At 36.6% G+C, this 26,813-nt stretch carries 30 protein-coding genes and 2 pseudogenes; 22 read left to right on the top strand and 10 right to left on the bottom strand.

Features of this window, described 5'->3' with window-relative positions; genetic code table 11:
* Positions 1–81: 81 nt before the first annotated feature.
* On the bottom strand, positions 82–1,023 hold the full coding sequence (locus tag CSE16_RS13745; protein ID WP_099424427.1) for a DMT family transporter: 942 nt from the start codon (positions 1,021–1,023) through the stop codon (positions 82–84).
* Between the two features lie 273 nt (positions 1,024–1,296).
* On the opposite strand from CSE16_RS13745, the gene CSE16_RS13740 reads away from it, so the two are divergent.
* The 4 genes from CSE16_RS13740 to CSE16_RS13725 all read left to right on the top strand — a co-directional run bounded on the left by CSE16_RS13740 (position 1,297) and on the right by CSE16_RS13725 (position 4,345).
* Positions 1,297–1,872: a ClbS/DfsB family four-helix bundle protein gene (locus tag CSE16_RS13740; RefSeq protein ID WP_371514487.1), complete on the top strand. Its 576-nt coding sequence runs from the start codon at positions 1,297–1,299 to the stop codon at positions 1,870–1,872.
* Positions 1,873–1,918: 46 nt separating this feature from the next.
* Entirely contained in the window at positions 1,919–2,389 is a 471-nt protein-coding gene (locus tag CSE16_RS13735; RefSeq protein WP_099424426.1) for a GNAT family N-acetyltransferase, read from the top strand.
* Between the two features lie 210 nt (positions 2,390–2,599).
* Positions 2,600–3,295: a VC0807 family protein gene (locus CSE16_RS13730; protein WP_099424425.1), complete on the top strand. Its 696-nt coding sequence runs from the start codon at positions 2,600–2,602 to the stop codon at positions 3,293–3,295.
* A gap of 276 nt (positions 3,296–3,571) precedes the next feature.
* Complete coding sequence (locus CSE16_RS13725; RefSeq protein WP_099424424.1) at positions 3,572–4,345, top strand: GNAT family N-acetyltransferase; 774 nt, start codon at positions 3,572–3,574, stop codon at positions 4,343–4,345.
* Positions 4,346–4,714: 369 nt separating this feature from the next.
* Here the strand turns inward: CSE16_RS13725 and CSE16_RS13720 are convergent, their stop codons facing one another.
* Together CSE16_RS13720 and CSE16_RS13715 are read right to left on the bottom strand one after the other, a co-directional pair.
* Positions 4,715–5,038 (bottom strand): hypothetical protein, encoded by a 324-nt coding sequence (locus CSE16_RS13720; protein WP_099424423.1) that lies wholly within the window; start codon positions 5,036–5,038, stop codon positions 4,715–4,717.
* Positions 5,039–5,138: 100 nt separating this feature from the next.
* Positions 5,139–5,846 (bottom strand): DNA alkylation repair protein, encoded by a 708-nt coding sequence (locus CSE16_RS13715; protein WP_099424422.1) that lies wholly within the window; start codon positions 5,844–5,846, stop codon positions 5,139–5,141.
* 152 nt (positions 5,847–5,998) lie between these two features.
* On the opposite strand from CSE16_RS13715, the gene CSE16_RS21930 reads away from it, so the two are divergent.
* The 3 genes from CSE16_RS21930 (at position 5,999) to CSE16_RS13700 (ending at position 8,369) form a co-directional block, all read left to right on the top strand.
* The gene (locus CSE16_RS21930; protein ID WP_253896089.1) at positions 5,999–6,532 is read left to right on the top strand and encodes a CotD family spore coat protein; all 534 of its coding nucleotides are present in this window, start codon (positions 5,999–6,001) and stop codon (positions 6,530–6,532) included.
* A 243-nt stretch (positions 6,533–6,775) separates the two neighbouring features.
* Positions 6,776–7,858 carry a type III polyketide synthase gene (locus CSE16_RS13705; protein WP_172954391.1) on the top strand — a complete coding sequence of 361 codons (1,083 nt, stop codon included), beginning with the start codon at positions 6,776–6,778 and terminating at the stop codon, positions 7,856–7,858.
* Between the two features lies 1 nt (position 7,859).
* Positions 7,860–8,369: an isoprenylcysteine carboxyl methyltransferase family protein gene (locus CSE16_RS13700; protein WP_253896088.1), complete on the top strand. Its 510-nt coding sequence runs from the start codon at positions 7,860–7,862 to the stop codon at positions 8,367–8,369.
* An 82-nt stretch (positions 8,370–8,451) separates the two neighbouring features.
* On the opposite strand, the gene CSE16_RS13695 is transcribed toward CSE16_RS13700, so the two are convergent.
* Both CSE16_RS13695 and CSE16_RS13690 read right to left on the bottom strand, forming a co-directional pair.
* Positions 8,452–9,084 carry a pentapeptide repeat-containing protein gene (locus CSE16_RS13695; RefSeq protein WP_099424420.1) on the bottom strand — a complete coding sequence of 211 codons (633 nt, stop codon included), beginning with the start codon at positions 9,082–9,084 and terminating at the stop codon, positions 8,452–8,454.
* 351 nt (positions 9,085–9,435) lie between these two features.
* Positions 9,436–9,819: a rhodanese-like domain-containing protein gene (locus tag CSE16_RS13690; RefSeq protein WP_099424419.1), complete on the bottom strand. Its 384-nt coding sequence runs from the start codon at positions 9,817–9,819 to the stop codon at positions 9,436–9,438.
* Positions 9,820–10,152: 333 nt separating this feature from the next.
* Between CSE16_RS13690 and CSE16_RS13685 the strand changes: the two genes are divergently transcribed.
* Positions 10,153–10,932: a lipoate--protein ligase family protein gene (locus CSE16_RS13685; protein ID WP_099425836.1), complete on the top strand. Its 780-nt coding sequence runs from the start codon at positions 10,153–10,155 to the stop codon at positions 10,930–10,932.
* A 263-nt stretch (positions 10,933–11,195) separates the two neighbouring features.
* Entirely contained in the window at positions 11,196–13,763 is a 2,568-nt protein-coding gene (locus CSE16_RS13680; protein ID WP_099424418.1) for a vitamin B12-dependent ribonucleotide reductase, read from the top strand.
* A 106-nt stretch (positions 13,764–13,869) separates the two neighbouring features.
* Here the strand turns inward: CSE16_RS13680 and CSE16_RS22065 are convergent, their stop codons facing one another.
* On the bottom strand, positions 13,870–13,992 hold the full coding sequence (locus tag CSE16_RS22065; protein WP_256376289.1) for a hypothetical protein: 123 nt from the start codon (positions 13,990–13,992) through the stop codon (positions 13,870–13,872).
* A 127-nt stretch (positions 13,993–14,119) separates the two neighbouring features.
* On the opposite strand from CSE16_RS22065, the gene CSE16_RS13675 reads away from it, so the two are divergent.
* The 4 genes and pseudogenes from CSE16_RS13675 (at position 14,120) to CSE16_RS13660 (ending at position 16,766) form a co-directional block, all read left to right on the top strand.
* Positions 14,120–14,986 (top strand): DUF2268 domain-containing putative Zn-dependent protease, encoded by an 867-nt coding sequence (locus CSE16_RS13675; protein WP_099424417.1) that lies wholly within the window; start codon positions 14,120–14,122, stop codon positions 14,984–14,986.
* 88 nt (positions 14,987–15,074) lie between these two features.
* Positions 15,075–15,422: a VOC family protein gene (locus CSE16_RS13670; RefSeq protein WP_099424416.1), complete on the top strand. Its 348-nt coding sequence runs from the start codon at positions 15,075–15,077 to the stop codon at positions 15,420–15,422.
* A gap of 9 nt (positions 15,423–15,431) precedes the next feature.
* A pseudogene (locus CSE16_RS13665) lies at positions 15,432–15,710 on the top strand (DUF5412 family protein); the annotation flags it as partial.
* Positions 15,711–15,854: 144 nt separating this feature from the next.
* Positions 15,855–16,766 (top strand): 1,4-dihydroxy-2-naphthoate polyprenyltransferase, encoded by a 912-nt coding sequence (locus CSE16_RS13660; protein WP_099424415.1) that lies wholly within the window; start codon positions 15,855–15,857, stop codon positions 16,764–16,766.
* Between the two features lie 175 nt (positions 16,767–16,941).
* Here CSE16_RS13660 and CSE16_RS13655 read toward each other — a convergent pair.
* Positions 16,942–17,097: pseudogene (locus CSE16_RS13655) on the bottom strand (multicopper oxidase domain-containing protein); the annotation flags it as partial.
* 388 nt (positions 17,098–17,485) lie between these two features.
* A complete protein-coding gene (locus CSE16_RS13650; RefSeq protein WP_099424414.1) occupies positions 17,486–18,121 on the bottom strand; it encodes a hypothetical protein in 636 nt (211 codons plus the stop codon).
* Between the two features lie 195 nt (positions 18,122–18,316).
* On the opposite strand from CSE16_RS13650, the gene CSE16_RS13645 reads away from it, so the two are divergent.
* From CSE16_RS13645 to CSE16_RS13630, 4 genes are all read left to right on the top strand, one after another.
* Positions 18,317–19,261, top strand: a complete 945-nt coding sequence (locus tag CSE16_RS13645) for an oxygen-dependent tRNA uridine(34) hydroxylase TrhO (RefSeq protein ID WP_099424413.1) — start codon at positions 18,317–18,319, stop codon at positions 19,259–19,261.
* Positions 19,262–19,493: 232 nt separating this feature from the next.
* On the top strand, positions 19,494–19,688 hold the full coding sequence (locus tag CSE16_RS13640; RefSeq protein ID WP_099424412.1) for a hypothetical protein: 195 nt from the start codon (positions 19,494–19,496) through the stop codon (positions 19,686–19,688).
* 154 nt (positions 19,689–19,842) lie between these two features.
* Positions 19,843–20,319, top strand: a complete 477-nt coding sequence (locus CSE16_RS13635; RefSeq protein WP_099424411.1) for an RNA polymerase sigma factor — start codon at positions 19,843–19,845, stop codon at positions 20,317–20,319.
* Positions 20,312–21,190 carry a hypothetical protein gene (locus CSE16_RS13630; protein ID WP_099424410.1) on the top strand — a complete coding sequence of 293 codons (879 nt, stop codon included), beginning with the start codon at positions 20,312–20,314 and terminating at the stop codon, positions 21,188–21,190. The genes CSE16_RS13635 and CSE16_RS13630 overlap by 8 nt, the downstream gene beginning before the upstream one ends.
* A gap of 67 nt (positions 21,191–21,257) precedes the next feature.
* Here CSE16_RS13630 and CSE16_RS13625 read toward each other — a convergent pair whose 3' ends face one another.
* Positions 21,258–21,512 carry a hypothetical protein gene (locus tag CSE16_RS13625; RefSeq protein ID WP_099424409.1) on the bottom strand — a complete coding sequence of 85 codons (255 nt, stop codon included), beginning with the start codon at positions 21,510–21,512 and terminating at the stop codon, positions 21,258–21,260.
* Positions 21,513–21,778: 266 nt separating this feature from the next.
* Here CSE16_RS13625 and CSE16_RS21925 point away from each other — a divergent pair, with 266 nt between their 5' ends.
* From CSE16_RS21925 to helD, 5 genes are all read left to right on the top strand, one after another.
* Complete coding sequence (locus tag CSE16_RS21925) at positions 21,779–21,910, top strand: DUF6366 family protein (RefSeq protein ID WP_253896087.1); 132 nt, start codon at positions 21,779–21,781, stop codon at positions 21,908–21,910.
* A gap of 122 nt (positions 21,911–22,032) precedes the next feature.
* Positions 22,033–22,233 (top strand): hypothetical protein, encoded by a 201-nt coding sequence (locus CSE16_RS13620; RefSeq protein WP_099424408.1) that lies wholly within the window; start codon positions 22,033–22,035, stop codon positions 22,231–22,233.
* The gene (locus CSE16_RS13615; protein ID WP_099424407.1) at positions 22,234–22,527 is read left to right on the top strand and encodes a 3-isopropylmalate dehydrogenase; all 294 of its coding nucleotides are present in this window, start codon (positions 22,234–22,236) and stop codon (positions 22,525–22,527) included. It begins immediately after the preceding gene.
* Between the two features lie 100 nt (positions 22,528–22,627).
* Positions 22,628–23,335, top strand: coding sequence for an Ntn hydrolase family protein (locus tag CSE16_RS13610; protein ID WP_099424406.1), 708 nt, complete (start codon positions 22,628–22,630; stop codon positions 23,333–23,335).
* 327 nt (positions 23,336–23,662) lie between these two features.
* Complete coding sequence (helD, locus tag CSE16_RS13605; protein WP_099424405.1) at positions 23,663–25,999, top strand: RNA polymerase recycling motor HelD; 2,337 nt, start codon at positions 23,663–23,665, stop codon at positions 25,997–25,999.
* 98 nt (positions 26,000–26,097) lie between these two features.
* On the opposite strand, the gene CSE16_RS13600 is transcribed toward helD, so the two are convergent.
* A complete protein-coding gene (locus CSE16_RS13600) occupies positions 26,098–26,691 on the bottom strand; it encodes a PepSY domain-containing protein (RefSeq protein WP_099424404.1) in 594 nt (197 codons plus the stop codon).
* Positions 26,692–26,813 lie beyond the last annotated feature (122 nt).

The raw sequence follows: 26,813 nt of genomic DNA, 5'->3' as shown, positions 1-26,813 counted from the left end.
AGTATACTTTTAGAGTGTTTTAAAAGTATACCTTTTTAAAGAAGTTAAGTGCTTCCCCAAAAGAACGTATAATGAAGTTATTTAGAATATCTGGATTAAAAAGACACCAACTATCATAACGATTAAACCGAATATTTGTATTAGTTTAATTGGTTTTTTTAAAGAGTTAAACAAACCGAATTTCTCTACTATCAAGCTACCAGTGATTTGACCAAATAAAGCAAGGACTACAGTTTGTCCATTTCCGATTTGATCAACAAGATATACATTTATCAGGACATAAGACCCTCCTAGTATACCTCCAGTCCATACCCACCAAGGAGCTGACTGCTTAATAGGCTCTTTAATATTTGTGTAAGAACGGTCCATTGCCCCAACAACCATAATTAACGTAATAGTACCTACAAAAAATGAAACAAAGGCTGCGTGGGAAGGAGAGTTCAGAACTAGCCCTAACTGACCATTGATAGCAATTTGTATAGCCAGTAACATTCCTGCTATTATGCCTACTAAACGCCAAATCCATTGATTTAACATGTTTTTCATAGCTGCTTCGGAAGGATTTTGTTTAGTTTTCATTCTCGGTATAGCCACAGCAAAAAAAACACCTATTATGACCAGTAAAACCCCAATGACTCGGTTCAAGCCGAAAGAATATGGAATGGATTTAAACCAACCATAATTATCTATTAACATACTCATCAAGGTTATTCCCAAAATTGGTATTATAGATGTTTGTACACTTCCTAATTTAGGGAATAAAAGTATATTGGTGGTTATAGCAATTGCACCACAAATCCCCCCTAGCCAAATAAAAATAGGTTGGCTTGAGAATAACTCTAATGGAATACCTAATGGTAAACCACTAACTAATATTGTGATAGCTAAGAAGATGAACCCTACAGCGAATGATAGCATTGAAGCTAAAAAAGGAGAAATCACAACTTTTCGTAATTGAGCATTGATAGCTGTTTGCATAGCAAAAACGGCTCCAATGCTTATAGCTAGCAGTATTGAAAACATAGGAACTCACCTCAAATCTTGTTGAATAAAATTTAGTCTATTATACTGAGAGATTCTCTTTCTCATAACTAAAAAAGAAATTTTAAACGATGGTATAGACGAGAAAAACCTTCAATACTCTTTTTAGATTCATTAGTTTCCCATGCTTTTGATATTTACAAAATACATACCTCCAAAAATATTATTTTATAAAGGGATTATTTCTAAATTACTAGAAAGAGTATACATAGAAAAATAAAAACTTCACTAACAGAGGAGGGTAGTGAAATAAGGATGTCTAAAAAAATCAAACTTTTTTTCAAAGGGATAATAGGAGAATGGAGAATAGAGATGCCGACAGTTAATTCAAAAGAACTCTTTTTAATAGCAATCCAGGAAAGCTTTGATCAATTATTTACAATTATCGAAAGTGTTCCAACACGTAAACGAAAACTTTCTGTTGATATAACAGATCGTGATAAAAACTTTCGTGACATTCTCATGCATTTATATGAATGGCATGCGATGCTTGAACGATGGTACAACGAAGGGATGAATGGCGATACCCCTGCAATGCCAGCACCGGGTTATAAGTGGCGTACGCTAGGTAAATTAAACGATCAAATTTGGACAAACTACCAGGACGAATCACTAACAAATGCAATAAAAAAAGTGACACTAAGTCATAGGCGTGTTGTCCAATTAATTGAATCTCATACATATGAAGAAATCATCATGAAAAAACAGTATAAATGGTCAAAAACAAGTAACCTTTATAGTTATTTTGCAGCGAATACAGTTGACCATTACAAATGGGCAATCAAAAAATGTTCAGTTATTGCGAAAATGTTACATAACTTGGATGTATAAATGAAAACGTTACTGTTTCATTAAAAATATAAAGAAGGTGAAAATAATGGAACTTAGATTGGATAAAGCAATTGAAATCGATGCACAAGCTATTTTTGATCTTCAGGTTAAAGCCTTTATGCCTTTGTTGAATAAGTATGAGGATTACAAAACAAACCCAGCAAATGAAACTATTGATAAAGTAATATCAAGAATAAATCAACATAATGGTAGTTTTTACAAGATAGTAGCGGATAATATGCTTGTGGGAGCTATCTTTGTTTTTTGGAGAGAAGACGTACAGTTTTGGATCAGTCCTATGTTTATTTTGCCTACTCACCAAGGAAAAGGGATAGCTCAGTTGGTTATAAATTTAATTGAAGGTATGTTCCCTCAAGCAACTACGTGGGAATTAGCTACAATCTTAGAGGAAGAACGAAATTGTTATTTATACGAAAAAATGGGTTATAGAAAAACAGGAGTAAGCAAGAAATTAAACGATAACACAACCCTTATATTTTATAAAAAGGTCTGTTAAAACATAAAATAGTTTATTAAGCAAACGCGGTGCATTACTTGAAGAGCGTTGAGCAGCTCAGCTTAGACAGCTTTTTTCTTATTAAACTAAAGGTGCAGTTTAGTATAAGAATAATGTTTTGCTTATTCGTCAATCGGGTAAAATTATATAGTTAAAGCGCATATATGTATAAATAAGTGCGAAGCTGTATGGGGATAAATGGAGGGGGATATGGTAAAAAGACAACGTTCAAACAAAAGGTTAATTTTATTGGATTTGATTTTTTATGCAGCATTACCTTATATTATATGGAATTATGGGAAGGAACCTTTTGGAGATTATGCAGCAATGCTGATTTCAACAATTCCGGGATTTGTTTATACCTGTTATCGATTTATATTAGATAAGCAATTTAACATAACAGGATTATTTATCATAGGCTCATTGGCACTAGGAACCGCTATTAATCTGATATCAGGATCAGCAGAGCAAATGATATGGAATGGGGTATATTTAGGTCTGTTTTATACAGTTATTTACTTTATTGCTTTGATTTTTAAGCGTCCTTTTTCTTTATACTTTGCTGTTGATTTTGCTTATTTGCAAGGTTATGCACGAAAGGACAGTACAACATTATTTTTTCAAAAAGGAATCTTTATATGGTTTCAATTCATTCAGGTTGTTTTCATTGTCAGAGGTCTATTTATGGCAGGATTAACAGTATTTCTACTTAAAAAGTATGGAATTGATGGTTATGGTGGAATGTTGATTTATAAACAAATCGCAGGGTGGATTTTCGCGATTCTCATTATGGGGTTGTTCTTTTATATAAATATCCCAGTTCGAAGATTTTTTGCTGTGCAGCAAGATAAATTACAAGACAAGAATAAAAAAGATATTCATCAATCGGACGCGATTGTTGAATAAGCCACTTTTTCTTCTTCAACGACGGTGGTGTTAATTAAATATCGTTGAGTTGCATAAGCAACTCTTTTTTTCTTTATTGGGCTAACGCTTGCTATACTTGATGATTATTGAGCTGTTCAGAAAGCCTTAATTTCTTATTAAACTAATGTAGCAGAAAACTTCATCAAAAAGCCTGTAAAATAAATAAATTAACAATTAATGCAATTCTAATTTTTAAGTTTATATGGTAATATGGATAATGATGGGAAAAATATTACTCAAGGAAGAAGGAATTGAATGATTTTTGAAGCAGATATAAATGTTAGGGAAAAGTTAATCTCAATGTTTGAAAAAATTGATAGTACTATTATTCTTTCATATCTTCAAGGGCATATGGGATCTGCTTGGGTTGATGATCTCGAGAATCCAACGGTTGCACAAATAACAGTTGGGATCTTTGTGTTTTTTGCTGGAAATTCCGAGGCGAAGGAAGCTGAAGAATTACTTTGTAATCTACCGGATTTTGCACTTGCAATTGTTGATTCCGATGAATGGAAAAATCGCATTGAAACGTTTCATGTTGGTTCTATTGAGAAGTTTCAACGTTACAGATTTAAAAAGAAACCAGAGCATTTAGATAAAAAACATTTACAGACCCTACTATCTATATTACCAGAAGGATATGAAATTAAGCGTATAGATAAAAAGATAGCAACAGAACCGTCTTTCCATGAACTTTCAGAAGACTTTGTAAGTCAGTTTGATTCTATTGATGATTTTATCAATAGGGGAGTAGGTTTTGCTATTTTGAATGAAGGCCAAGTTGTTTCTGCTGCTACATCATTTAGTATATATGATGATGGGATTGAGATTGAAGTGGCCAGTCACCCTAACCATAGAAGGAAAGGATTAGCAACAATAATAGCTTCTACCTTGATTTTGGATTGTCTGGATAGAGGAAAGTACCCTAGTTGGGATGGTGCTAATGAGGAATCTGTTAAATTAGCCCAAAAACTTGGGTATAATTTTCAAGAATCATATGATACATATTTTATTGATTATAAAAGGTAAGCATGTTTCCTAAAGGTAACTTATAGAGTATAACAGTCATCACTTTCGAATGAGAAATCGAATATAACTTGTGAAGGATTGTACCTAAACTATTGGTGTACTTTAGTGAAATAAAGATCTTTAAAATAAATAATCTTATTTATAAAAAACAGTCCATAAAAAATTATGAAAAGCTATCGTTTTGATCGATCTTTATTCAAAATGATGGCTTTTTCTATACTGTGATATCAAGGGATTTAGAAAGATATTTAATCAAGCTTTATTTTAATTCAACATCAGGCGGTTATCCGGAAAAGTCCGTTCGGGTCGGTGTCATTGATTCTGTTGCGGTAAATATTGTATTGATAAAGGCTTTTTAGAGTTTTACCCTTAAACAGGGGGTGTGTTTTGCTCTTGTTTCCACATTTTATAGTTATAGAGAAACTGAATGATAAATCCGATAACCGAAAATAGCAGTAGGAATAGCAGATAGCGAAATCTTAAAGGTGAAGCTGCATATAAAATGACGAATGCCACCATTAAAACGAGGAAAGAGTAAAGTGTTCGAATCATTTTTCTTCTATAGGATAGTTTGAAATAATTGAAGGCAAAGCCATGATCTACCTTTTCTTTATTTTTATAAATTTTCATAAAAATAGCCGTTGCTATGAGTGCAACGATAATTGGCATAATAGTCAGTTTGATGATATCCATTTTAGCCCTCCTCGTATATTAATTTATTCTCCAATCATCCTAAAAAAACCTTCATAAAAAAACATGTTGAATGTGTATAAATTCAACATGCTCTGTGTTCTTAACATCTTACATATTTGCGTTTGAAACCAATACGTTCTTTTTCTACTTCTTTCTGAATGCTTTCATAGGCGTTCACAAAACTACTTTTTTTATTAACCTTTTTGATTTCGACTGTACCGACTGCTTGGGCGATTTTCATTGCCTTTTCATGTAGTGGCAAAAAGGAAACCCCTGTTGTGTATATGAAATTATTCATCGCAGATTTTGTACGTTCCGGCGCATCATGAATCGAATTTTTAACGGTTTCAAGCATGCCTAAGAGTTTTTGCTCTGAAAATTCAGTGTCTTTGCGGTTACCTAAAAGCCAGCAATAGCAACTCCAGCCCGCAGACATTTTTAATTCCTCGCCACTTTCTATCCATGTATCCGCGATTTCTTGGGCAAGAACCGATTCAGCTAATGTCACAGCAACGACGTAATCAGATAGCATATAAAAATACGCACCGTCAATCCAGCGCTCGAAATCATCCTTCGTCATGACTGCAGGGTCCGCGATAACTCCGGCAAAATACATGGCGTCATAATTGCCCGTAGCGTAAAGCTCTTCTGCTAAAGGTTGATTTTTTTTAATCATTTTGGCAATTGGTTTCATAGAACCCGTCGTCGTGCCGAAAAGTGGCTCACGTGCACCGTTAGATTGATACATTTTTTTCGATCGTTCCTTACCTAAAGCCTCTAGCTCTTGCATAACCGTTTGTAAATTCATTCGTTTCCACACCCAATTCTTCTTAATATTGTTAGTCGTCATGGTCTACCTTCAAATCGTACCATCAAACGTATAGGCATACAAATAGTTCATTGTATTTCCGTTTCATATGTTAATAAGGATACAAAACTCATCAAGAAGGAGGACGTTAGATGAATAATGGTAATTGGTACAATCAATTTGACATGAATAGTGAGCAATTTACTCAAGGTTTCCCGCAGCAACAAATGCCAATGCAAATGCCAATGCAAATGCCAATGCAAATGCCGATGCAAATGCCGATGCAAATGCCGATGCAAATGCCGATGCAGATGCCAATGCAGATGCCAATGCAGATGCCAATGCAAATGCCAATGGATATGACAATGGGTATGCCGATGGAGATGCCGATGCAATCGCAATCGCCAACACAGTTGCCGACACAAACAGGACCTACTCAATTCGAGGCACCGCGCGTATCACCAACACGTCAGTATGAGCAAACAATCGTGACAAATGAAGTGATACCACACATTTCACCTTCACATATGACTACTATTAATCGACATATGATGCATCATCAATATCATTTCCCACATACGGAATCTGTTGTAAATGAATGTTGTGAAACGCATACGATGTGTGGAACACCATTTAGACCACATATTTGTAATTGCAAATGCGGAAAATCACACGGTCACCGATAACAAAGTGAATTTTAATTAATGGAGATTTGTTTCCCATACATGCAGAATCAATAAATTAAACTGTCCCTCTAGCTGTTCCGTAATCGGGGGAGCTAGGGGGATATTAGTGAGATATAAATATATGGAAAGGCAATTGTGTAATTGACGCATCCCGTTTACTCATTATCATGTAGGAAAACGTTATATTTTTCTCGTTCATTTAATATATTGGTAGAAATGCATTTTTTAAAAGGAGACATGACCTTGCCAAAAATAGCTTCTGTCGGTACATATACACCGCCTTTTTCGTTGGCGCAGTCGAATATTCAACAATTAACGAAAGAGCTTTTTCAACAGCAAATGCCTAAAATTGATCGTTTGCTAAATGTTTTTGTAAACGGTGAAATTGAAACACGTCATTTTTGTGTTCCACCTGAATGGTATCGTGAGGAGCATACGTTTGAAGAACGCAATGAACTTTATGTTGATCTAGCAGTTGCGTATAGCGTAGAAGTGATTCAAAAATGTTTAACGAATCCCTCTTTTTTACAAACGGCTATTACAACAGAAGACATTGATGCGCTGATTTTCGTAAGTAGTACAGGCATTTCTACACCAAGTATCGATGCGCGTGTCATGAACATCCTTCCGTTTTCGGATGAAGTGGTTCGCCTACCGATCTGGGGGCTAGGATGTGCTGGAGGGGCTGCGGGTGTAAGTCGCGCCTATGACTATTGCAAAGCGTATCCGAAAGCGAAAGTGCTTGTCGTTTGTATTGAGCTATGTAGCTTGACCTTCCAAAAAGATGACTATACAAAAAGCAATATCGTCGGAACGTCATTGTTCGCGGACGGCGCAGCCTGTGTGCTCATATGTGGGGATCAAGTGGAACTAGAGCAGGACAAGCCGGTGCCGCATATTATTGGTCGGAAATCAAAGTGGATGCCAAATTCTGAGGATGTGATGGGCTGGCAAGTAAAAAAAGGGGGCTTGCATGTTGTATTTGCTAAAAGCATTCCTGTAATTATTGCTACATGGCTCGGTCCATTTATCCATCAATTATTAAGTGATTATGACATTCAGCCAGAGCAAATTGATCATTTTGTTGCACATCCTGGGGGGAAAAAAGTGTTGCAGGCATATGAGGAGGCACTGCAATTAGACAGTGTTCACACTGCCATTTCACGAGATATTTTAAAGTATCACGGCAATATGTCGTCGCCAACGGTCCTGTATGTACTTGAACAATTTATGTTAAAAGAAACGGCAGCCAATACACTTGGATTATTAGTTGCATTAGGTCCTGGTTTTAGCGGGGAAGCTGTTTTACTGGAATGGAGGGATTGATGTGGTATTTGCGATTATTATCATACTCATCATCTTGCAAAGACTAGTCGAACTTGTCGTAGCGAAACGCAATGAAAAAACGATGCGGGCAAAAGGAGCTTACGAGGTAGGGGCTTCTCATTATCCTTACATGATTATGTTGCATAGTAGTTTTTTTGTCAGTCTCATAATTGAAGTGATGTACGGGAACGCAATACAGACGCCGGATTACTTGTTACTAATAGTTTTCCTAGGTTTACAACTGATGCGAATTTGGTGCTTAATGTCTTTAGGGTCATTTTGGAATACGAAAATACTCATTTTACCAGGGGCAACGCTTGTCAAAAAAGGTCCATATGCCTTTATACCTCATCCTAATTACGTCATTGTATGTCTTGAAATTTTAGTGATTCCGCTGATGTTCCAAGCTTATTTTACCGCTCTCTGTTTTACCATCTTAAACGCGTGGATGCTTACGGTTCGGATTCCTATAGAAGGAAAAGCATTAAAAGAAGCGACAAAAAGTTTGTGAAGTTGGAACACTTGAAATAAGCTACAATTAAAATTTATAATAAGCCTATTGAAGAGATTAATCTTCAATAGGCTTATTTTTATTATTTAACAATCAATCCCATAAGTGTGGCGAGTAGCGTGGCCTGCTGTACAGAAACGGTGCAACCCTTTAATGACTGGATGCCAACCGTCAGTGTTTCAAATGTGCATGAACTTAAGTCGACACCAGCAAGTTTCGTTTCTTCGAGGTTAGCTTCATTGATATTGCAATGATGGAACTCGATGTTTTTAAAGGTGCAATCGTAAAAATCCGTTTGTTTAAGCTCGCATGATACAAATTGCACTTTATCAAATTTGGACTGTGAAAAAACCGATAAATTGCCGATACAGTGCTCAAACGTCACATTGCCAAAGCGCACATCTGTAAAATTGACGCCGAGTAATTTACAATTTTTGAAGTGGACACGGTGTATATTCGCACCGTCTAGTCGTACATTCGATAAGTCGCAGTTTTCAAAGATGACGTCTAGGAAATCTGCTTTTGATAAGCTGGAACCGATTAAATTTGAATTCTTTATATGAGCAGTGGAAATACGTAAATTGTCTATTTGTTCATTTTCAAATTCATCATCGATAATTTGGCAATCATAAAGTTCTAACTCTTCTTCCATTTGCAAATCATGGAAGGAACGCATCGGTAAATGATTCGCAATTTTTGGCGCGGCGATTTTCATGTGAATAACCATCCTTTGTCTCTATTATTGTTGTAATTGTCCAGTTTTACTAGATGTTAATTATTTGACTTCTAACCGCTTCGTGTATAATAGAAGAAACTCAAATTAAACTTGCTTCAGCAGAAGTCATTCCTTCTATATGTGGGGGATAAATACTAAATCAGCACTTAATTCAGTAGGGCTCAAACCCCGCCTGAGTGACCAACATCGTGTTGGCCCAATGCTCCTGGCGGCTGTCATAGATTTTTAAAAGGAGCTTTTCGAGCAGGCTCGAAGAAATCTGGACAAGAGTTAGCCGAGGCTTGATTGATATAAAGAAAGCTCCCTACAAAAGAGGGAGCTGGATTTTCGTTATGATTTTGCTTTTACTTTACCAGTCCAAGTTTTGAAGCCGCCTTGTAATTGAAAAATTTGAGTGTATCCTTTTTTCTTTAATGACAAAGCTGCACGCGCGCTGCGTCCTGAATTTTGGCAATATAGGTAGACCGGTAAATCTGGACGAATTTCTTTATGACGTGTGCCAAATTGAGTTGTCGGGATGTTACGGGCACCTAAAATATGTCCTGCTTCGAATTCTTTTGGCTCACGTAAATCGATTAATTGTGCTTTTCGGTAGCCTTTAATAAATTCTTCTTGTGTTAAATTTGTTACAGCTTTTTTTAAGCGATATGAATTGACTACTACATAAATGATTATGATCGCTAAAACAGCTAAAATGGAATAAAGTATTGTCACTGCTAAATTGCCCCTTTCGTTCTCTACATCTATTATAAGAGATGGATTAGAGTTAGTCGAGTCAGTTTGCTAAAATAGTTAACTTGTTTCAGCAGAAGTCCCTTAATTGTATAAGTGGGGGATGAATGCCAAATATGCAATTTTATTCAATGTGGGTTCAAAACCCAGCTGAATCAAGTTAATGCCCCGGCGGATGTCACAGATTTTTTTTCGAGCGAGCTCGAAAAAAATCTGGACACAAATACGCCGAGGCGTAATTGAATTATAGGAGATGAGATTTTGAAAAAACAGTGGTATTTTATCAATTCAGGTAAGTGTAGTCCGAGTTTTAATATGGCATTAGATGAAGCATTATTAGACTGGCATAGTGAGGGAAGTATGCCACCAATTATCCGTTTTTATGAATGGAACCCTGCGACGTTATCAATTGGTTACTTTCAACGAGCCGAGCGTGATATTAATTTGCAGGCGGTGAAGGATCAAAATTTAGGTTTTGTTCGTCGCCCAACAGGTGGACGTGCTGTATTACATGATCAAGAACTTACATATTCAATTATTGTTTCAGAAAACTATCCAAATATGCCTGTAACAGTAACAGAAGCGTATCGTGTATTGAGTGAGGGGTTATTACTTGGGTTTAGAAAATTAGGTTTAGATGCTTATTTTAGTGTTCCGGAAACGCAGGAAAGCTTATCTGATTTAAAAAAACCAAAAAGCGCGGTTTGTTTTGACGCGCCAAGTTGGTATGAATTGGTTGTGGAAGGGAAAAAAGTTGCTGGTAGTGCGCAAACTCGACAAAAGGGTGTTATACTTCAACATGGAGCAATTCTATTAGATCTTGATGAAGAATTATTGTTATCACTATTTAATTTTGCAACGCCTGAAGCGAAAGAGAAAATGCGTTTAAAATTGCCTGAGAAGGCGGTTGCGATGAATCAATTAGCAACAACACCTTTTACAATTGAACAATGTGTGAGCGCGTTCTCAGAAGGGTTTGAAGAGGCGCTGGACATTGACTTAGTTCCTTATGAATTAACGGCGGAACAACTTCAATATGTGAAACAGTTAGAGCAAAATAAATACTTGACAGACAATTGGAATTTCAGAAAATGAGTTACGAACGTTTGTTTTGTTTTTTATAAAAATATTTTTAATGCGGGAAACGTTGATATTATTGAGGTTTACGAAATTTTAAAAAAATCAACCCCTTGTTTGAAATAAATTTATATTGTAATCTTTTTTAAGTAAATAAATGAAAATCAACATATAGATTCCAATAAAAGAATCAAACACAATATATTGTATATATTGTGTTTGATTTTGATTTTTGTTGGGAACTATTAATTTAGAGTAATTTTCAAAAGGAGGCTTTATAGATGGCAAGTGTATTAGAGCAAACCATCCAAATTGATCAGTTAAATCAAGATATCGAACAATTCCCGCAGGTGCATCCGATTACATCCGATATGCATATTACGCATAAAGGGGTGTCTCGCCTTGTAATGATTGATCGTTATTCTTTTAAGGATACGGAAAAGAAAACGTTAAAAGCAGGAGATTTTGTCGTATTAACGGTCAAACAAGATCCGAAATTCCCTGCACGTGGCCTTGGAATTATCCAATCGATTGACCATGAAAACAAGATGGCCTCGATTATGATTGAAGCAGATTATCGAAATGTATTGGACGAGAGTGAGCAAGCAACGGGTATTATTGTACGTTCATTAGATATTATCGAAAAGCCTTTAGAAATCTATTACGAGCAAATTGCTAAACGAAACGCAACAGGTTTAGCATCTGTAGAAAAGACCGAAGAAAAACGTCAAGAATGGTTTGGAAAGTTTTATGAGCAGCTTGTAGGATTGAAGTTTATTCCAGCTGGCCGTGTCATTTATGGAGCAGGTTCTGAAACTGAAGTAACATTCTTTAACTGTTATGTTATGCCTTTTGTAGCGGATTCTCGTGAAGGCATTAGTGATCACCGTAAGCAAGTAATGGAAATTATGAGTCGTGGTGGTGGTGTTGGTACAAACGGATCAACGCTACGTCCTCGTAATACATTAGCGCGCGGAGTTAATGGGAAATCATCTGGTTCAGTTAGCTGGTTGGATGATATTGCGAAATTAACGCATCTTGTAGAGCAAGGTGGTTCACGACGCGGTGCACAAATGATCATGTTAGCAGATTGGCATCCAGATATCGTGGAATTTATTATTTCTAAAATGCAAAACCCACGTATTTTACGTTATTTAATTGAGAATACAGCGGATGAATCGATTATCCGTTTAGCGAAAGAAAAGCTAAAATTCAAGCCGTTAACACAGCAAGAAGATGCGATGTATCAAGGAATTGTTAACTATAAAAGCATTGAAGGCTTCGGTGGCTTTAGTCAAGCAATTATCCGTGATGCGGAAACAAAATTACGCGACGGGGGTACATACTCTGTACACAATCCGGAATTTTTAACAGGTGCGAATATTTCTGTAACATTAACGAAAGAATTTATGGCCGCTGTTGAAAATGATGAAGAATTCCCATTACGTTTCCCGGATGTGGCAAATTACACACCAGAGCAAATGAAAATCTACAACGAAAAATGGCATGAAGTAGGCGATGTTCGTGAATGGGAAAAGCTAGGCTATCCTGTTCGCACGCACCGTACAATTAAAGCAAAAGAGCTTTGGAACTTAGTGAATATTTGTGCAACGTATGCTGCCGAGCCAGGTATTTTCTTCATCGACAATGCGAACGATATGACCAATGCACGAAGCTATGGTCAACAAGTAGTTGCAACGAATCCGTGTGGAGAACAACCATTAGCTCCATATTCAGTATGTAACTTAGCTGCGGTAAACTTAGCGCAGTTTGCAAATAAAGAAACGAAAACAGTTGATTATGAAGCGTTACGTCAAACGGTTCAAGTGGGCGTACGTATGCAAGATAACGTAATTGACGCAACACCATATTTCTTAGAAGATAATAAAAAGCAAGCACTTGGTGAACGCCGTGTTGGTCTTGGTGTTATGGGTCTTGCCGATTTACTTATTTACTGTGAAAAAGAATACGGTTCAGATGAGGGTAATGCGCTTGTAGACGAAATCTTTAAAACGATCGCGATTGCCGCTTATGAACAATCAATTGAGCTTGGAAAAGAGCGCGGCAGCTTCCCGTTCTTACAAGGCGCAACAGATGCAGAAACTGCTCGTTTACGCGAAGCCTTTACAAATACAGGCTTTATGAAAAAAATGCCGGAGCACATTCGTGAAGGCGTGATCGCAAACGGTATTCGCAATTCGCACTTATTAACAGTTGCACCTACGGGATCAACTGGTACAATGGTCGGAGTTGCTACTGGTCTTGAGCCTTACTTCAGTTTCACTTACTACCGTTCAGGACGATTAGGTAAGTTTATCGAAGTAAAAGCAGAAATCGTGAAAGAATATTTAGAAGCAAATCCAGGTATGGATGAAAATAATTTACCAAACTGGTTCAAATCTTCAATGGAATTATCAGCAGAGGCACATGCCGATGTTCAATGTATTATCCAAAATTGGATCGACTCATCTATTTCGAAAACAGTGAATGCGCCAAAAGGTTATACAGTTGAGCAAGTGCAAAGTGTTTACGAGCGCTTATATAAAGGTGGAGCGAAAGGCGGTACAGTTTACGTGGACGGTTCACGTGACTCGCAAGTACTAACGCTAAAAGCCGAAGAAGCTAATACGGATGAGCAAATGGAATTTGAAGAATTAAAGCAAGAAGAAGTCGTAGTAAAACGCCAAGTCGTATTAGTGGATACAATTAAACCACTATCAGAAACGGACGTAACAATCGGTTCAGAAGTAGGAAACACATGTCCAGTATGCCGTCAAGGTACGGTAGAGGAAATGGGCGGCTGTAACACATGTACAAACTGTGGTGCCCAGCTAAAATGTGGTTTATAAAATAATTTTTTTGTGAGTGGAGATTTTTCGTCCCATAAACAACTATCAAAAGCGCCAAACCCTAGATTATGAAGGGTTTGGCGCTTTTTTCATATTTTCGGGCTTACTATAATGCGCCTGATTTGCTTAAATGCCACAATAAAAAGGATTGATTACTTAGAGAAACGGTTGCATTAGTATAAAAGGCAACGTTTAAGTGATATACTTCCCCTGCTCTTGATAGTAACACTATAATTATCTCCAAAATGTTATTATTAAAGGAATTATTAACAAATCTATCGAAATTTAAACATATTGATATTTATTAGCACTACAGATTAGTTCAAAAAGAAATGGGAGTTAAGGGGTGAGATTTATTGGATAAAGTTGAATTGCTCAATTTGGTACCTAAGTTCTTAGCCTTTTACCAAATGGCTAACAAGTCTGATATTGATAAAGAAAAAAGATGGACACTATGGGAAGAACATTATAACTTTGCTGCAGTTCCTCCTGGTGAGGAAGGGAAAGTAATTGCCAGGAATTTGTTAGAAGGAGCTTGGGAAAGCTACAGTGAACATTTATTAAATCTTGAACAATGGGAACCGAATCAGGAGAGAATTAATCATTACCTAGCAAAAATAAAAGCACTGTTGGGCTATGACCAACCAATTAATTTAGTTGTTGTTTATTTTGTTGGCGGATTTGAAAACAACCCTTTTGTTGCTCCTTTTGACGAAAAGCGTTTAGCACTATGCCTTCCTATTGAAAATGGAGATTCTGATATATTACTATCACACGAACTGACACATATAGTTCATTCACATACTGCAAATTTAACTGCAAAGTGGGAACGAACAATTGCCTCAACTATAATACAAGAAGGATTAGCAACTCAGGTAAGTAAATTTTTAGTTCCTGGCGATCTAGATGAGCATTATATTGAACATAAAAAGGGGTGGTTCGAGACCTGTAATGAACATAAATGGGAAATAATTAAAGGTACCCTCCCATTCTTGGAAGATTCTTCATCTGAAGCGGTAACAAGGTTTACATTTGGCAACGGAACAACTAATAACGAAAGAGAAGTTTACTTTGTTGGTTGGGAAATCGTACAATACCTATTAGGGGAAGGTGTATCTTTTAAAGAATTAGCAACTATACAAGAAGGTGATATACCTAATTATTTGCGTGAAGTCTATCCATTGTTCTTAACTAACGAAGTCGTTGATCCAAGTAGTAATTAACCCTATTTTATCTTCATGCAGAGGTATCGTTGAAGTAGGAACTTAACATTAAACTTAAAAAATATAAGACAGACAGGAGTTAGATACGATGATAAAAGGTTTTGGAGGAATATTTTGGAGAACTAAGAATATTGATATTGTAAAACAGTGGTACGGTGAAGTGTTGAAGATTGATTTAGAAAATTGGAATGGGACTGTGATTAAACCCCAATTAGGAAATGAGACTATCTTTTCTTTCTTTACCGAGAATGACAGCTATTTTCCAACAGAACAACAAGTGATGTTAAATTTCCAAGTACATGATCTAAACGAGACTATCAGGCATCTTGAACATATTGGTGTACCTCTTGAAAAGGAAAAAGAGATTAGTGAATTTGGAACGTTTATTTGGATTAAAGATCCTGAAGGTCGACTGGTCGAACTTTGGGAGAAATAGCGGGATATTAGTATGAACCGTTTACCGACAGGAGAGTACCTCACAGAAGAGAAATCACCTACAGGGGAATACACGTTAAAAGCATATGTTACCAATGGGGGAGCTACAACTGCCTATGCTGTTCGTGGGGAGTTAGTATTCAATAACAAAGGGAATAATACTAAAAATGTTTATTGGAATTACCGTGAATCGGAAGCAACGATTAAATGGACAGACAATGATACAGTAGTAATAAATGGACATTCGTTAGACGTGCCCGATGATAAGTTTGATTTTAGAAATCAGTGAGATGCTCTATTAATATTATTGAGCTAACATTGCAGGATAGTTGAAGTTTGGTAATATGTGATATAATGTATCCTTTGAAAAGGAAGTACATAGAAATAATACTTCTAACGATATTATTGAAAACGTAGGAGGATATAACGATTTATGGTAAGTGAAAAAGAGATGAGTTCCGCTAAATTAATGTGGACAATGACCCGCCCTCATACATTAACGGCGACGTTTGCCCCTGTCATATTAGGGACAGTTGCAGCACTTTATGAAACTGAGATAAATTGGTTTCTATTTATTGGCATGATACTCTCGTGTTTAGCATTGCAAATTGCAACCAATCTATTTAATGAGTATTATGATTTTAAACGTGGATTAGATACTGCTGATTCTGTTGGTATTGGTGGTGGAATCGTCCGTCATGGATTAAAGCCGAAAAATGTTTTAACTGTTGCGTTTTTATTGTATATTGTGGCAGCATTTATCGGTGTGTATATTTGTATGAATAGTACATGGTGGTTAGCGGTCATCGGTTTATGCGGGATGGCAATTGGCTATTTATACACAGGCGGTCCATTACCGATTGCGTATACGCCATTTGGCGAGTTATTTTCTGGATTATCAATGGGTACAGGCTTTGTATTAATTGCTTTCTTTATTCAAACAAATAATATAACAGTTGAGAGTCTATTAATTTCCATTCCGGTTGGGATTTTAGTAGGGGCCATCAACATGTCCAATAACATCCGTGATATTGAAGAAGATATTAAAGGTGGAAGAAAAACGTTGCCTATACTCCTTGGGAGAGAAAAAGCGGTTAAGTTTCTAGCTATTGCGTTTTCATTTTCCTTTGTTTGGATTTTAATCATCGTATTAATGGGGTATATAAGTCCCTGGTCATTGGTTTTGTTCCTAGGTGTGAAAAAGCCGATCTCTGCAATTCAAAGTTTTCGAAAGGGAGCAAAGGAACCTCAGTTTATGCGTGTAGCAATGAAATCAACAGCGCTAACAAATACGATTTTTTGCTTCCTATTATCAGTTGGATTATTAATTAGTTACTTCGTTTAAGCCACGTTATACATAGTCATCGTAATTAGAGGCATTGAAAAATTGTACTCCAACTAACGGGTAGAAGATTCGCATCCCAGAAGAAACAATCTTTATTATAATAATGAATAGCGGTAAACAAGTAAAACCTCGTATTTTGATTAAAATACGGGGTTTGTTTTTATCCGGAAATTTATTAACAATAATTAACTGTTGTAAACATGCCACCCACGCCAGGTGCTCCGTTATTTGTGACATGATGTGGCATATGGCAATGGAATGGCCAAATCCCGGGATTATTCGCTAGGAAACTGATATCCCATGTCTCTCCGGAAGCAACAAGAATCGCATGGTGGGATTGATTCACGCAAATGAGCAAAAGTATGAAATGAAGAGGGGCGCTTACAAATGAGAAAGGAAGAAAGGGTTAGGGACAGTGAGTGTACAAATGGATACGGCATCTCCATATCAAATGAGTGAAAATATAACCCCCATTCTGTTGGAACCGAATACTAACATTACAATTGTGTTTGAAGAAAACCCAAAGGTAACCCTTTACGCATGTGATTAAAATGGTAGACTTAGAGAAATTAAAATGAAAAATAACCAAGTGCATGTGCCAGCAAACAAAGGTCGTTTTATTTACGAGGCGTTCGCAAAATGGGTAAATGGAGAAGTATCCTATACATTTGTAATTGAAGTAAACTAATAGTCGTTATGCAACTGCTAGTAATATGTAATCATTTAGACACCCAATAAGTGAATAATTCAGTTTCATTTCGCAATTGCAGAAGCTCCGTTTTGTTAATGCGAAACAGTCCATTTTTAAACCAGAAACTAAGGTTTTTTATTGGAATTTCTTGCTGTACGATTGCCATTAAAACTTGATAGATTTTCATATTTTCCTCTTGCTTTGATGCAATGGAAGTTTTCTGTAAATCAATGATAATATCCAACTGTCTATACTTTTCATATGCATATAAGTCTGCATTATCGATAGGTGGTGATGGGTTATAAAGTTCGACAAAAATTTTTTTTGCCTTGTAATAAGGAGTAACAATGGCTGCCACATCACGATGACCTTCATAACGCCAGGACTCCCGTAAATAACTATCTTGAATACCTTCCTCACCTTGTTCGGTTCCAACGATAAAAATCAAATCGGGTCTTGCAGCTGGCGAAGCTTCGGCATGAAAATTTCCATCCATTATCCAAAATCTCGGTTGCTTCACGTGAAATGGCTCACCGTATTTATTTTCTAAATAATGGACAATTTCTCTTTTTGCTTGTACATTCCCCCACGGTGTCCCATAAAATAGCATATATACGAAACTAACTATAAAAAAAATCAACCCAATTCCGATAAACTTTCGCATAGTCATTCTCCTATTTTATGTAATAGTAACTCGAATGTATTATTTCCCTAAATATACCATACACAACAGTAAATAATCACCCAAATAATTCAGCCTTATTACTGATAGAAATTTTCGCACAAATGCTTTATTATTGTAAGGTAGTTTTAGACTATCAGGTATATCCTGCAAATATATGAATGATAGGTGGAAAATATGAATTATCAAGTATTATTGTATTATCATTACACAACGATTGTAGATCCAGCAGCATTTTCTGAGGCGCATTTACAAGCGTGTAAAGAAATTGGTTTAAAAGGTCGCATTTTAGTTGCGACAGAAGGTATTAATGGCACGGTATCAGGGACAAAAGAGCAAACGATGGCTTATATGGACATGATGAAAGCCGATCCATTATTCGACGGTATTGTTTTTAAAATAGACGAGGCAGAAGGACATACATTCAAGAAAATGCATGTACGCCCGCGCCCTGAATTAGTGCATTTAGGGTTAGAAGCAGATGTCAACCCACATGAATTAACAGGTCGTTATTTATCACCTGAGCAATTTTTAGAAGAAATGCAAGATGAAAATACAGTAGTTTTAGATGTGCGTAATACGTATGAATATGATGTTGGTCATTTCCGTGGAGCGATTCGTCCGGAAGTCGAAAATTTCCGCGATACACCGGAATGGGTGCGTAAAAACAAAGAGCTTTTTGAAGGTAAAAATGTGTTAACGTATTGTACAGGTGGGATTCGCTGTGAGAAATTCTCAGGCTGGATGAAGCGTGAAGGATTCGGCGATGTCGGTCAATTACATGGCGGTGTTGCAACATACGGGAAAGATCCTGTTGCAAAAGGGCAGCTATGGGATGGGCAAATGTATGTATTTGATGAGCGTTTAACGGTGCCAATTAATCAGGTGGAGCATGTCGTAGTTGGGCGTGATCACTATGATGGGGAGCCATGTGAGCGCTATATTAATTGTGCGAACCCAGAGTGTAATAAGCAAATCATTGCCTCTGAGGAAAATGAAGCTAAGCATCTTGGTGGCTGTACAATCGAGTGTACAACGCATGAGCGCAATCGTTATATCGTGCGCCATAATTTATCAGAAGAGCAAGTGCAACAAGCGCTGCAATTACTAGAAGTAAAATAATAATAATCAAACGCATTCCCTTTAAAAAATCGGGAATGCGTTTTTACGATTTGTAAGGGGTTCGCATCGTTTATGTAGTATAATAAACAGTGCATAGGATGACCGGTCAATGGAAGCAACGGCCCGAACTAGATGAAGGAATTATTTGCATTTACAACAAATGGTCATTTACAATTAAAGTTAAGGTAGTTCAATTTTAAAGAACATCTACTTTCAAAAGGAGGAAAACAATATGACTGAAAACAACCAATCAGAAGCACCAAAAAAGAAATTGAGTTTGCAGGAGCTAGTTAAACAGCAGCTTGAAAACAAAAAAAATCAATCTGCATCTACTAAAGGGAACTCAAAAGGCGACACTTCTACGAAAAAAATGAAGAGCCAGCAAACGAAAAAAACAAGTAACACTCGCAGAAAAATGGGCGTTTAACTTCTTTCCCACGCCATCCAATCAAAAAGCCCGAACGAAATCGTACAACGTATGATTCGTTCGGGCGATTTTTTTGTGTGTTGAAAATATAATTGTTGAAAAAGTGATTCCAATGGAAGCGTCGTTCGTCTTTAAGGGAGAGGGGGGAGAATGGATGCGACGTGAGCTTTTTGATGCCCATTATGAGGCAATTTACAAGTACATACGGTATTTAACGAATGATGCAGAATTAGCGCATGATTTTTTGCAGGAAACCTTTTACCGCTATTATCAAAAAAATTATACCGAGCACGAAAGAACTTATTTACTAAAAATCGCACGCAACATTGTATACGATTATTATCGCAGAAAAAAGATTTTATCGTTTTTCCAGCTGAAAACAGAGCCTGAAGCGCAGGAGAAATTACCCGAGGAAGTCGTTATTCAAACTGACGAGCTTGAAAAGTTATATGCCGCGTTGCAACGAATTAAATGGGGTTACCGTGAAGTTATTGTGCTGCGCTATATTGAGGAATATTCGGTGAAGGAAACGGCAGAAATTTTAAGTTGCAGTGAAGCGAAAGTGAAAAATAATACGGCGCGCGGCTTAAAAGCGTTGCGAATATTACTAGGAGGTGTAGATGATGAATGAGGAAAAACAATTGCAGCAATTAACGGAAATTCAAGTTGATACGGCGAAATTAGAACACGACTTTAAACAAATAGAATCGCGTATCAATCGAAAAAAATTCCATTGGCAAGTTCCATCGGCAGTTATTGGCGTTCTATGCATCATCGTCTTTCTCATCGCCTCCATGCCAAAGCAACAAATAATCACGAGTGAAAACGATGAAGAACCACGACTGGAAGCGATTTATATGCTTTACGGGGAAGGGAATCCAAACTCAAAGTGGCAAATGGGAGTCGATGAATTTACCGATCAGGAGTCACTTACACATATGGAACAATTTATGAATAAGCTAATCTTGGTAGAGAAGTCGATTCCAGATTATGCCTTTATTCAAAATACCTACAGGCTGAATTATCATGATGGCTCATCTCGAATTATTGTTGAATACAATAGCGGATCCGGTTCTTATTTTTATGATAAAACGAATGACCATTTATTTTCGGTTGGGAAAGATGTCATAATACCGAGTTTTGAGCATAGCGAAAAAGATCGTATTAAAATAATCGTAATTATCGTTACTACTACATTGTATCTGTTGTTAGATTGGCTTGTTGGTCGGAAAATGCGTGAACCAACTGATAAAAAGCGTAAAATTCCAATGTATTCGACAAATAAACAATCCATTGTAATGATTGTCTTGTCACTTTTCACGTTATTTATAGTAATTATCACTCCAAATATTCATTATTTTTATGTTGTTTTTTTGTGCATCCTATTGGCAGTAATTAACATTGTGCTGGAAACATTTCATGGTAATAATTATTGGAGGAAAATGGACATCATCATCAAAAGTTTATGGTTAATCGTTATATTTCATAACATTTTTTGGTAGGCGCATCCTTGTGGTGGTGTACAGCTGAATTTTCGGTTGTGCGCCTTTTTTGATAGGCAAACCTGCATCACACAGCGGTAACATTCCAATATATACTAATGCTAAAAGCTAGCGTGATTCCGGCAAAAAGCCACGCCATCATGTATTTCTTTAATTTGAAATTATTGATACTCAACATCAAAAAGCAAAAAATCATCACAACTTGTATCCAAACCGGTCTATCAAAGCTTTCCTTATACCAAATGAAAGAATAAAGAACAGTAATAACGAGAAACGAGAGTGCTGCTAAAGCGATTTTTCTCAACAGGATGGACGCGCGCAAACTTAAAACCTCCTTTAAATGACTATGTATGAACAGTTTTTATTTATTATATGGGAATTGTATAATTTCGTCCTTCATTAGATCGGGGAGCTGCTTATCTTTTCCAGTATTATAATGCCAATATGGATGAGGGCGCAAAATTACATTGTAATTATTGGGTAATTCCCAAAGGTTTGTTTGAGTTTAACAGTGCCGTTTTTGCGTTAAATTAAAGGTTTTTGGGGTATTTATCTAGAAATAATATACCAATATATGGAGGGTTGTGAATGACTTCAAATAAAGAAACACCTGAAAAACAAAGGGAACGTTTAACTCAGGAGGAACACAAAAAGAATCCTACTGGCAATTTCGATGATCATCTTAACCGTACACAAGCAGGTATGCCCAATACTCCTTGAATGAGCATTAAAGAAATAGGCGAATTAATTTTGATTATTTTCGTCATTTTTATTGGATATAGTGTTTATAAAATGCTTTGAAAGTATCTCGAAATAAATTGATAGGAGTGAGGAGATAAAGTATGAATATTAAACGAAATTTAACATGGATATTCATTATCGTGGGCATGTTTTTTGGTGGTATCATAACAGTCGCCTTACTAAATATTATTAAGGAGACCAGCTATTTAACAGTAATTCCTTTAGTGTTGGGCGGAATTATTAGTTGGATAATATTTAGTGTAATTTCAAAGTTTAAGAATAGTAAGAAAGTAGGGAGTTAAATGGAGAATTTTCTCTTAATAACGATGTTCCTTTTTATCGTGAGTGCAAATATTATTGGATGTATAACATTTTGGAAAAAGAAAAGTCTATATTCTGCAGCTTTTACAATATTATTACTAGCGGCTTTGTTTAGTTCAATAGGTGGATTATTGGCGATAATTATTCTTAAAGATGGTTTTGCAATATTTTATGGCTTGCAAATAGGAGGCTTTTTAATGATAAATAGTATGATTGTTTTTGTTATTGCTATTTTAGTATCTGTAGTAAGGAAAATTAGTAGCATTAACATGTGACGCTTGACTCATAATATTTTGCAACTGGTAAATCCCTGTTGATATTTGTAAACGCGCAATCATAAAATAGCCATATCTTGCGGGAAAGGGGATAGGTTTAATGACTGTTGCGTTAAACGTAAAGGGCAAGGATTCCATCATTATGGCAATTGATAGTAGGGCGTCATGGAAAAATACCCCGGTCCACAATGATCAATGTAAAAAGATATTTATTTTACCGAATAAGGTTGCGATTTCTTTTTCTGGAAGCTTAACGCGCTTTATTTTCAATAAGGACACGAATGAGGTTATTTCTAGATATATGGATATTAATGACTTAGTTTATGGATTGGAGCATTATCCCAACAGTGAAAAGATGACGATAAACGATACGATTGAATATGTCATAAGAAAATTTTGCAGTTATTTCACGGGATTTACAACTCAAATACATCTAGGGGGATCCGAGGGAGGGAAATTAGTCTTTGTATCGATGGAATTTAAAGATGGGGAACATATTAAAAATTATCCAATACCATTAAATGAATATGGTTTTAGATTTAGTGGTAGTGACCATGAGCAAATTTTTAGTAATATGATTAAGTTTAGTGGGCAAAATCCAACAATTAGTAATGATGAGTTGGCTGCCGCACTTATACAGAAAAGTAACAACGAGTTAATTGAATTTGTTTATAATGTGATTGCGGAAGTAATAAAAGAAAACGTTAATAAAAGTAAAGAACTTCAAACAGTTGGTGGAAATATTGATATTGTGCAGATTACCAAGGATGAAACGGTTTGGGTAAGGTCAGATGGACGGAATATGTAAAGGGATTTTATAGTGGGTTTATAATTTATTATAACGCCATAGATGAAAAATTGTTCTTAAAAAGAAATGAAGTTTTTTGGGGGATACTAAATCATTTAGTATTCCTTTTTTATTTTGGAGGATAGTCCTAGCAACGAGGGAGAAAATAAGTGTAAGAAAACGCAAAAAATCCACGTTAAATGTATTGAAACAAACGTGAAATCATGGTAAATTTATATAGTTAGACAATATAAAATTTTGTATTATATATTATCCCTACGTTAATTATATAATATGGTTTTTCATTAGTCAACCCCCACATATTGATTTTTTTAAGGAGTGATTGCGATGAATTTACAATTTCAGCAGGAGCAAAAACGAGTGGACGATGTAATGGAGGTCATTACAGAGCAAATTAACCATTTAGAAAAAGAAACATCTAAGCGCCGCAACGAAGTCATTCATATTCGCAAACATTTTTGGGATGAAATTAAGGTAAACGCCGATACTTTTGACGATTTTTTAGAAACGATTATCAGCTTGAGACAAGAAACGCAAGCATTGTCTGTCAGTCAAAGCACACATAAACATGCATCCAAAAAATTGGATACGCTACACCGTATGCAGAAAATTCCTTATTTCGGCCGCATTGATTTCATGGAAGAAGGGCATTCAAATCAGGAGCAAGTGTATATTGGCATTTCTTCACTAATGGACGAAAGTGGTGAAGACTTCCTTATTTATGATTGGCGAGCACCGATCTCGAGTGTTTACTATGATTACGAGCCGGGCCTTGCCCACTATGCAACTCCTGGGGGGATAGTTCAAGGACAATTGAAGAAAAAATGGCAATATCTTGTTCGAGATGGCGTCCTGCAATCGATGTTCGATACGAGTCTTACGATTGGAGATGAAATTTTACAGCAAGTTTTGGGCAATGGTACTGACAAACATATGCACAGTATCGTCTCGACCATTCAACAGGAGCAAAACCAAATTATCCGTCATGATCATGGGAGACTGCTCGTTGTTCACGGGGCTGCTGGTAGTGGTAAAACATCTGCCGCGCTCCAACGAATTGCTTATTTACTTTACAAATATCGTGCAAGTTTGACGGCGGATCAAATTATTTTATTTTCACCAAATGCTATGTTCAACAGCTATGTATCCAATGTGTTACCGGAACTTGGTGAGGAGAATATGCAGCAAGTTACGTTTCAGGAATATTTGGACCATCGACTGAGCAACGAGCTTCAAGTTGAAAATCCGTACGATCAGTTAGAATATGTTTTAACTGGTACGAATACACCTGCGCACCAGTCAAGGGTTACGGGCATCCAGTTCAAAGCATCTACTGTGTTTTTTGAAGTGATCAAAGCATATAGGCAGTCACTGGAAGTAAGGGGCATGTTATTCAAGGATATCATTTTCAGAGGACAGCCAATTGTGACAGCGCAACAACTCGCGGATAAATTTTATAGCAGTGATCCTACAATCCACTTTCAAAACAGGCTTGAAAATTTGAAGGATTGGGTTTTGAAGCTTGTAAAAGACGCGGGTAAAGTGGAACGGATGAAGCCGTGGGTACAGGAAGAAATTGAGCTGTTTAGCAATGAGGATTATTATAAAGCGCAAACTTATTTAGCAAAAAAGCGCGGTTTTGCACGTGATTCAATTGCTGATTATGAGATGGAACCTGAAGCGCTTGAAAGGTTGGTTGTTACTCAAAAATTGAGTCCGTTGCGAAAACGTATACGGGCGTTTGATTTCGTTGATATACTTGGAATCTACAAGCAGCTTTTTGCCGATCCGTTGCAAATTAATGAGTGGATTGAAGGGGAAACGCCTGCTGAATGGAACGCGATTTGTCGTGCAACGTTAGAAGTGCTAGATGAAGGTAAATTATTTTACGAAGATGCTACACCGTTTTTGCTTATGAAAGAGTTAATACAAGGTTTTCAAACGAATCGCTCAATCAAGCACATATTGATTGACGAGGCGCAGGACTATTCGCCATTTCAATTCGAATTTATTAAGCGTTTATTTCCATCTGCTAGAATGACTGTTCTCGGGGACTTTAATCAGGCGATTTTTGCACATGCCAGTGAAATGGTGGATTTCCACGTTCTTAGCAGCTTGTACGGACAGGACGAAACAGCAGTAATCAATATGACACGTAGCTATCGATCCACAAAACCGATCATTGATTTCACGCGAAAACTCGTTCCGAATGGTGAAAAAATTATTCCTTTTGAACGAGATGGCGCGTTGCCGGTATTGACACAAGTAATCGATCATGAACAGCTTCACCGTAGTATTTTATCCAAAGTCGCAGCTTTACAGAGTGCCGGTTATATTAGTATTGCTATCATATGTAAATCAGCTGAGGAAAGTAAGAATGCCTATGAAGCGTTATCTAGTATTGATGGTATAAAGCTGTTAAAGAACGGCTCACCAGAATATGAACAAGGTGTTGTCGTTATCCCGTCCTATTTGGCTAAAGGGATTGAATTCGAAGCGGTTATCATTTATGATGCATCGGAGAAAGTATACGGTGATGAAAGCTTACGCAGAATTTTCTACACCGCCTGCACGAGAGCGATGCATGAATTGCAACTATACAGTGTAGGGGAGCCGAGCCCGTTTTTACGAAATGCTTTGCAAGGTAGTTTTATTCAAGTTTGATCTAATCAATATTTCATTTCCATTACGAAAAAACCAATCCACCTTTAACCGTGGATTGGTTTTCCTTTTATTTGGATTGCTTTTATTGAACCGATAGATTAATCGTTAAAATCATCATCATTGTCATAATCGTAATCGTCGTCATCACGGTCGTCATCATCTAAATCTTCTTCAAAATGAATAATACTACCTGTTTTCGCATCGATTTCAAATTCGTATTCTGTTTTGCCGTTTTGGATTTTGATATCATAATGCAGTTGATTGTCATCCTCATCTAGCTCGACTTTAACGACTGTACCAGGTGCTTTTGCTTGTGCAATTTGAATTGCTTTTTGTTCTGAAATTAGTCCATTTGGTGTTGAGTTCGTACTGTTTTGTGTGGATGTTTGATTTTTAGTTTGAATCGTTTCGCGCTCGGTAATTTTGCTTTTTCCTGTTAACGCATTTACTGTAATTTCTATTTTTTCATTGCCCTTCACTACATCAATTTCATAATGGGGTGTGTGGTCATCGCCATCATAATCAAAGTCGACAATCTTACCCTGTACTTGTTTTAAGGCAATTTCTTTTGCTTGAGAGGCTGAGATAGAAGGATTAACATCCGCCTTAGCGAGTAGATCCGTTTGTGCTAATGCTGCACCGCCTCCAATTGCTACTAGTAACGCTGGAATAACTAATAATTTCTTTTTCATTTTGTTTCGCTCCTTTTCACTGTTCTAACGTTAGTATAAAATGCGAACATGAAAGCTTACTGAGAGAAACATTAGAATTTGATGAGAAAGGTCAGCAGGAGTTTGAACTCACACTGAATTAA

Source organism: Solibacillus sp. R5-41 (assembly GCF_002736105.1).
Classification (GTDB): domain Bacteria; phylum Bacillota; class Bacilli; order Bacillales_A; family Planococcaceae; genus Solibacillus.
Note: the sequence above shows the minus strand (reverse complement) of the source record. Positions and strands in the feature narration are given on the sequence as shown.

Coding starts and splice junctions, on each gene's coding strand:
- CSE16_RS13630 (WP_099424410.1), top strand. CDS start 20,312: ATGAATGAGGAAAAACAATTGCAGCAATTAACGGAAATTCAAGTTGAT.
- CSE16_RS13685 (WP_099425836.1), top strand. CDS start 10,153: ATGGCATTAGATGAAGCATTATTAGACTGGCATAGTGAGGGAAGTATG.
- CSE16_RS13635 (WP_099424411.1), top strand. CDS start 19,843: ATGCGACGTGAGCTTTTTGATGCCCATTATGAGGCAATTTACAAGTAC.
- CSE16_RS13680 (WP_099424418.1), top strand. CDS start 11,196: ATGGCAAGTGTATTAGAGCAAACCATCCAAATTGATCAGTTAAATCAA.
- CSE16_RS13615 (WP_099424407.1), top strand. CDS start 22,234: ATGGAGAATTTTCTCTTAATAACGATGTTCCTTTTTATCGTGAGTGCA.
- CSE16_RS13640 (WP_099424412.1), top strand. CDS start 19,494: ATGACTGAAAACAACCAATCAGAAGCACCAAAAAAGAAATTGAGTTTG.
- CSE16_RS13725 (WP_099424424.1), top strand. CDS start 3,572: ATGATTTTTGAAGCAGATATAAATGTTAGGGAAAAGTTAATCTCAATG.
- CSE16_RS13620 (WP_099424408.1), top strand. CDS start 22,033: ATGAATATTAAACGAAATTTAACATGGATATTCATTATCGTGGGCATG.
- CSE16_RS13720 (WP_099424423.1), bottom strand. CDS start 5,038: ATGGATATCATCAAACTGACTATTATGCCAATTATCGTTGCACTCATA.
- CSE16_RS13660 (WP_099424415.1), top strand. CDS start 15,855: ATGGTAAGTGAAAAAGAGATGAGTTCCGCTAAATTAATGTGGACAATG.
- CSE16_RS13735 (WP_099424426.1), top strand. CDS start 1,919: ATGGAACTTAGATTGGATAAAGCAATTGAAATCGATGCACAAGCTATT.
- CSE16_RS13645 (WP_099424413.1), top strand. CDS start 18,317: ATGAATTATCAAGTATTATTGTATTATCATTACACAACGATTGTAGAT.
- CSE16_RS13670 (WP_099424416.1), top strand. CDS start 15,075: ATGATAAAAGGTTTTGGAGGAATATTTTGGAGAACTAAGAATATTGAT.
- helD (WP_099424405.1), top strand. CDS start 23,663: ATGAATTTACAATTTCAGCAGGAGCAAAAACGAGTGGACGATGTAATG.
- CSE16_RS13610 (WP_099424406.1), top strand. CDS start 22,628: ATGACTGTTGCGTTAAACGTAAAGGGCAAGGATTCCATCATTATGGCA.
- CSE16_RS21930 (WP_253896089.1), top strand. CDS start 5,999: ATGAATAATGGTAATTGGTACAATCAATTTGACATGAATAGTGAGCAA.
- CSE16_RS13600 (WP_099424404.1), bottom strand. CDS start 26,691: ATGAAAAAGAAATTATTAGTTATTCCAGCGTTACTAGTAGCAATTGGA.
- CSE16_RS13740 (WP_371514487.1), top strand. CDS start 1,297: ATGTCTAAAAAAATCAAACTTTTTTTCAAAGGGATAATAGGAGAATGG.
- CSE16_RS13745 (WP_099424427.1), bottom strand. CDS start 1,023: ATGTTTTCAATACTGCTAGCTATAAGCATTGGAGCCGTTTTTGCTATG.
- CSE16_RS13730 (WP_099424425.1), top strand. CDS start 2,600: ATGGTAAAAAGACAACGTTCAAACAAAAGGTTAATTTTATTGGATTTG.
- CSE16_RS13650 (WP_099424414.1), bottom strand. CDS start 18,121: ATGCGAAAGTTTATCGGAATTGGGTTGATTTTTTTTATAGTTAGTTTC.
- CSE16_RS13695 (WP_099424420.1), bottom strand. CDS start 9,084: ATGAAAATCGCCGCGCCAAAAATTGCGAATCATTTACCGATGCGTTCC.
- CSE16_RS13715 (WP_099424422.1), bottom strand. CDS start 5,846: ATGAATTTACAAACGGTTATGCAAGAGCTAGAGGCTTTAGGTAAGGAA.
- CSE16_RS21925 (WP_253896087.1), top strand. CDS start 21,779: ATGACTTCAAATAAAGAAACACCTGAAAAACAAAGGGAACGTTTAACT.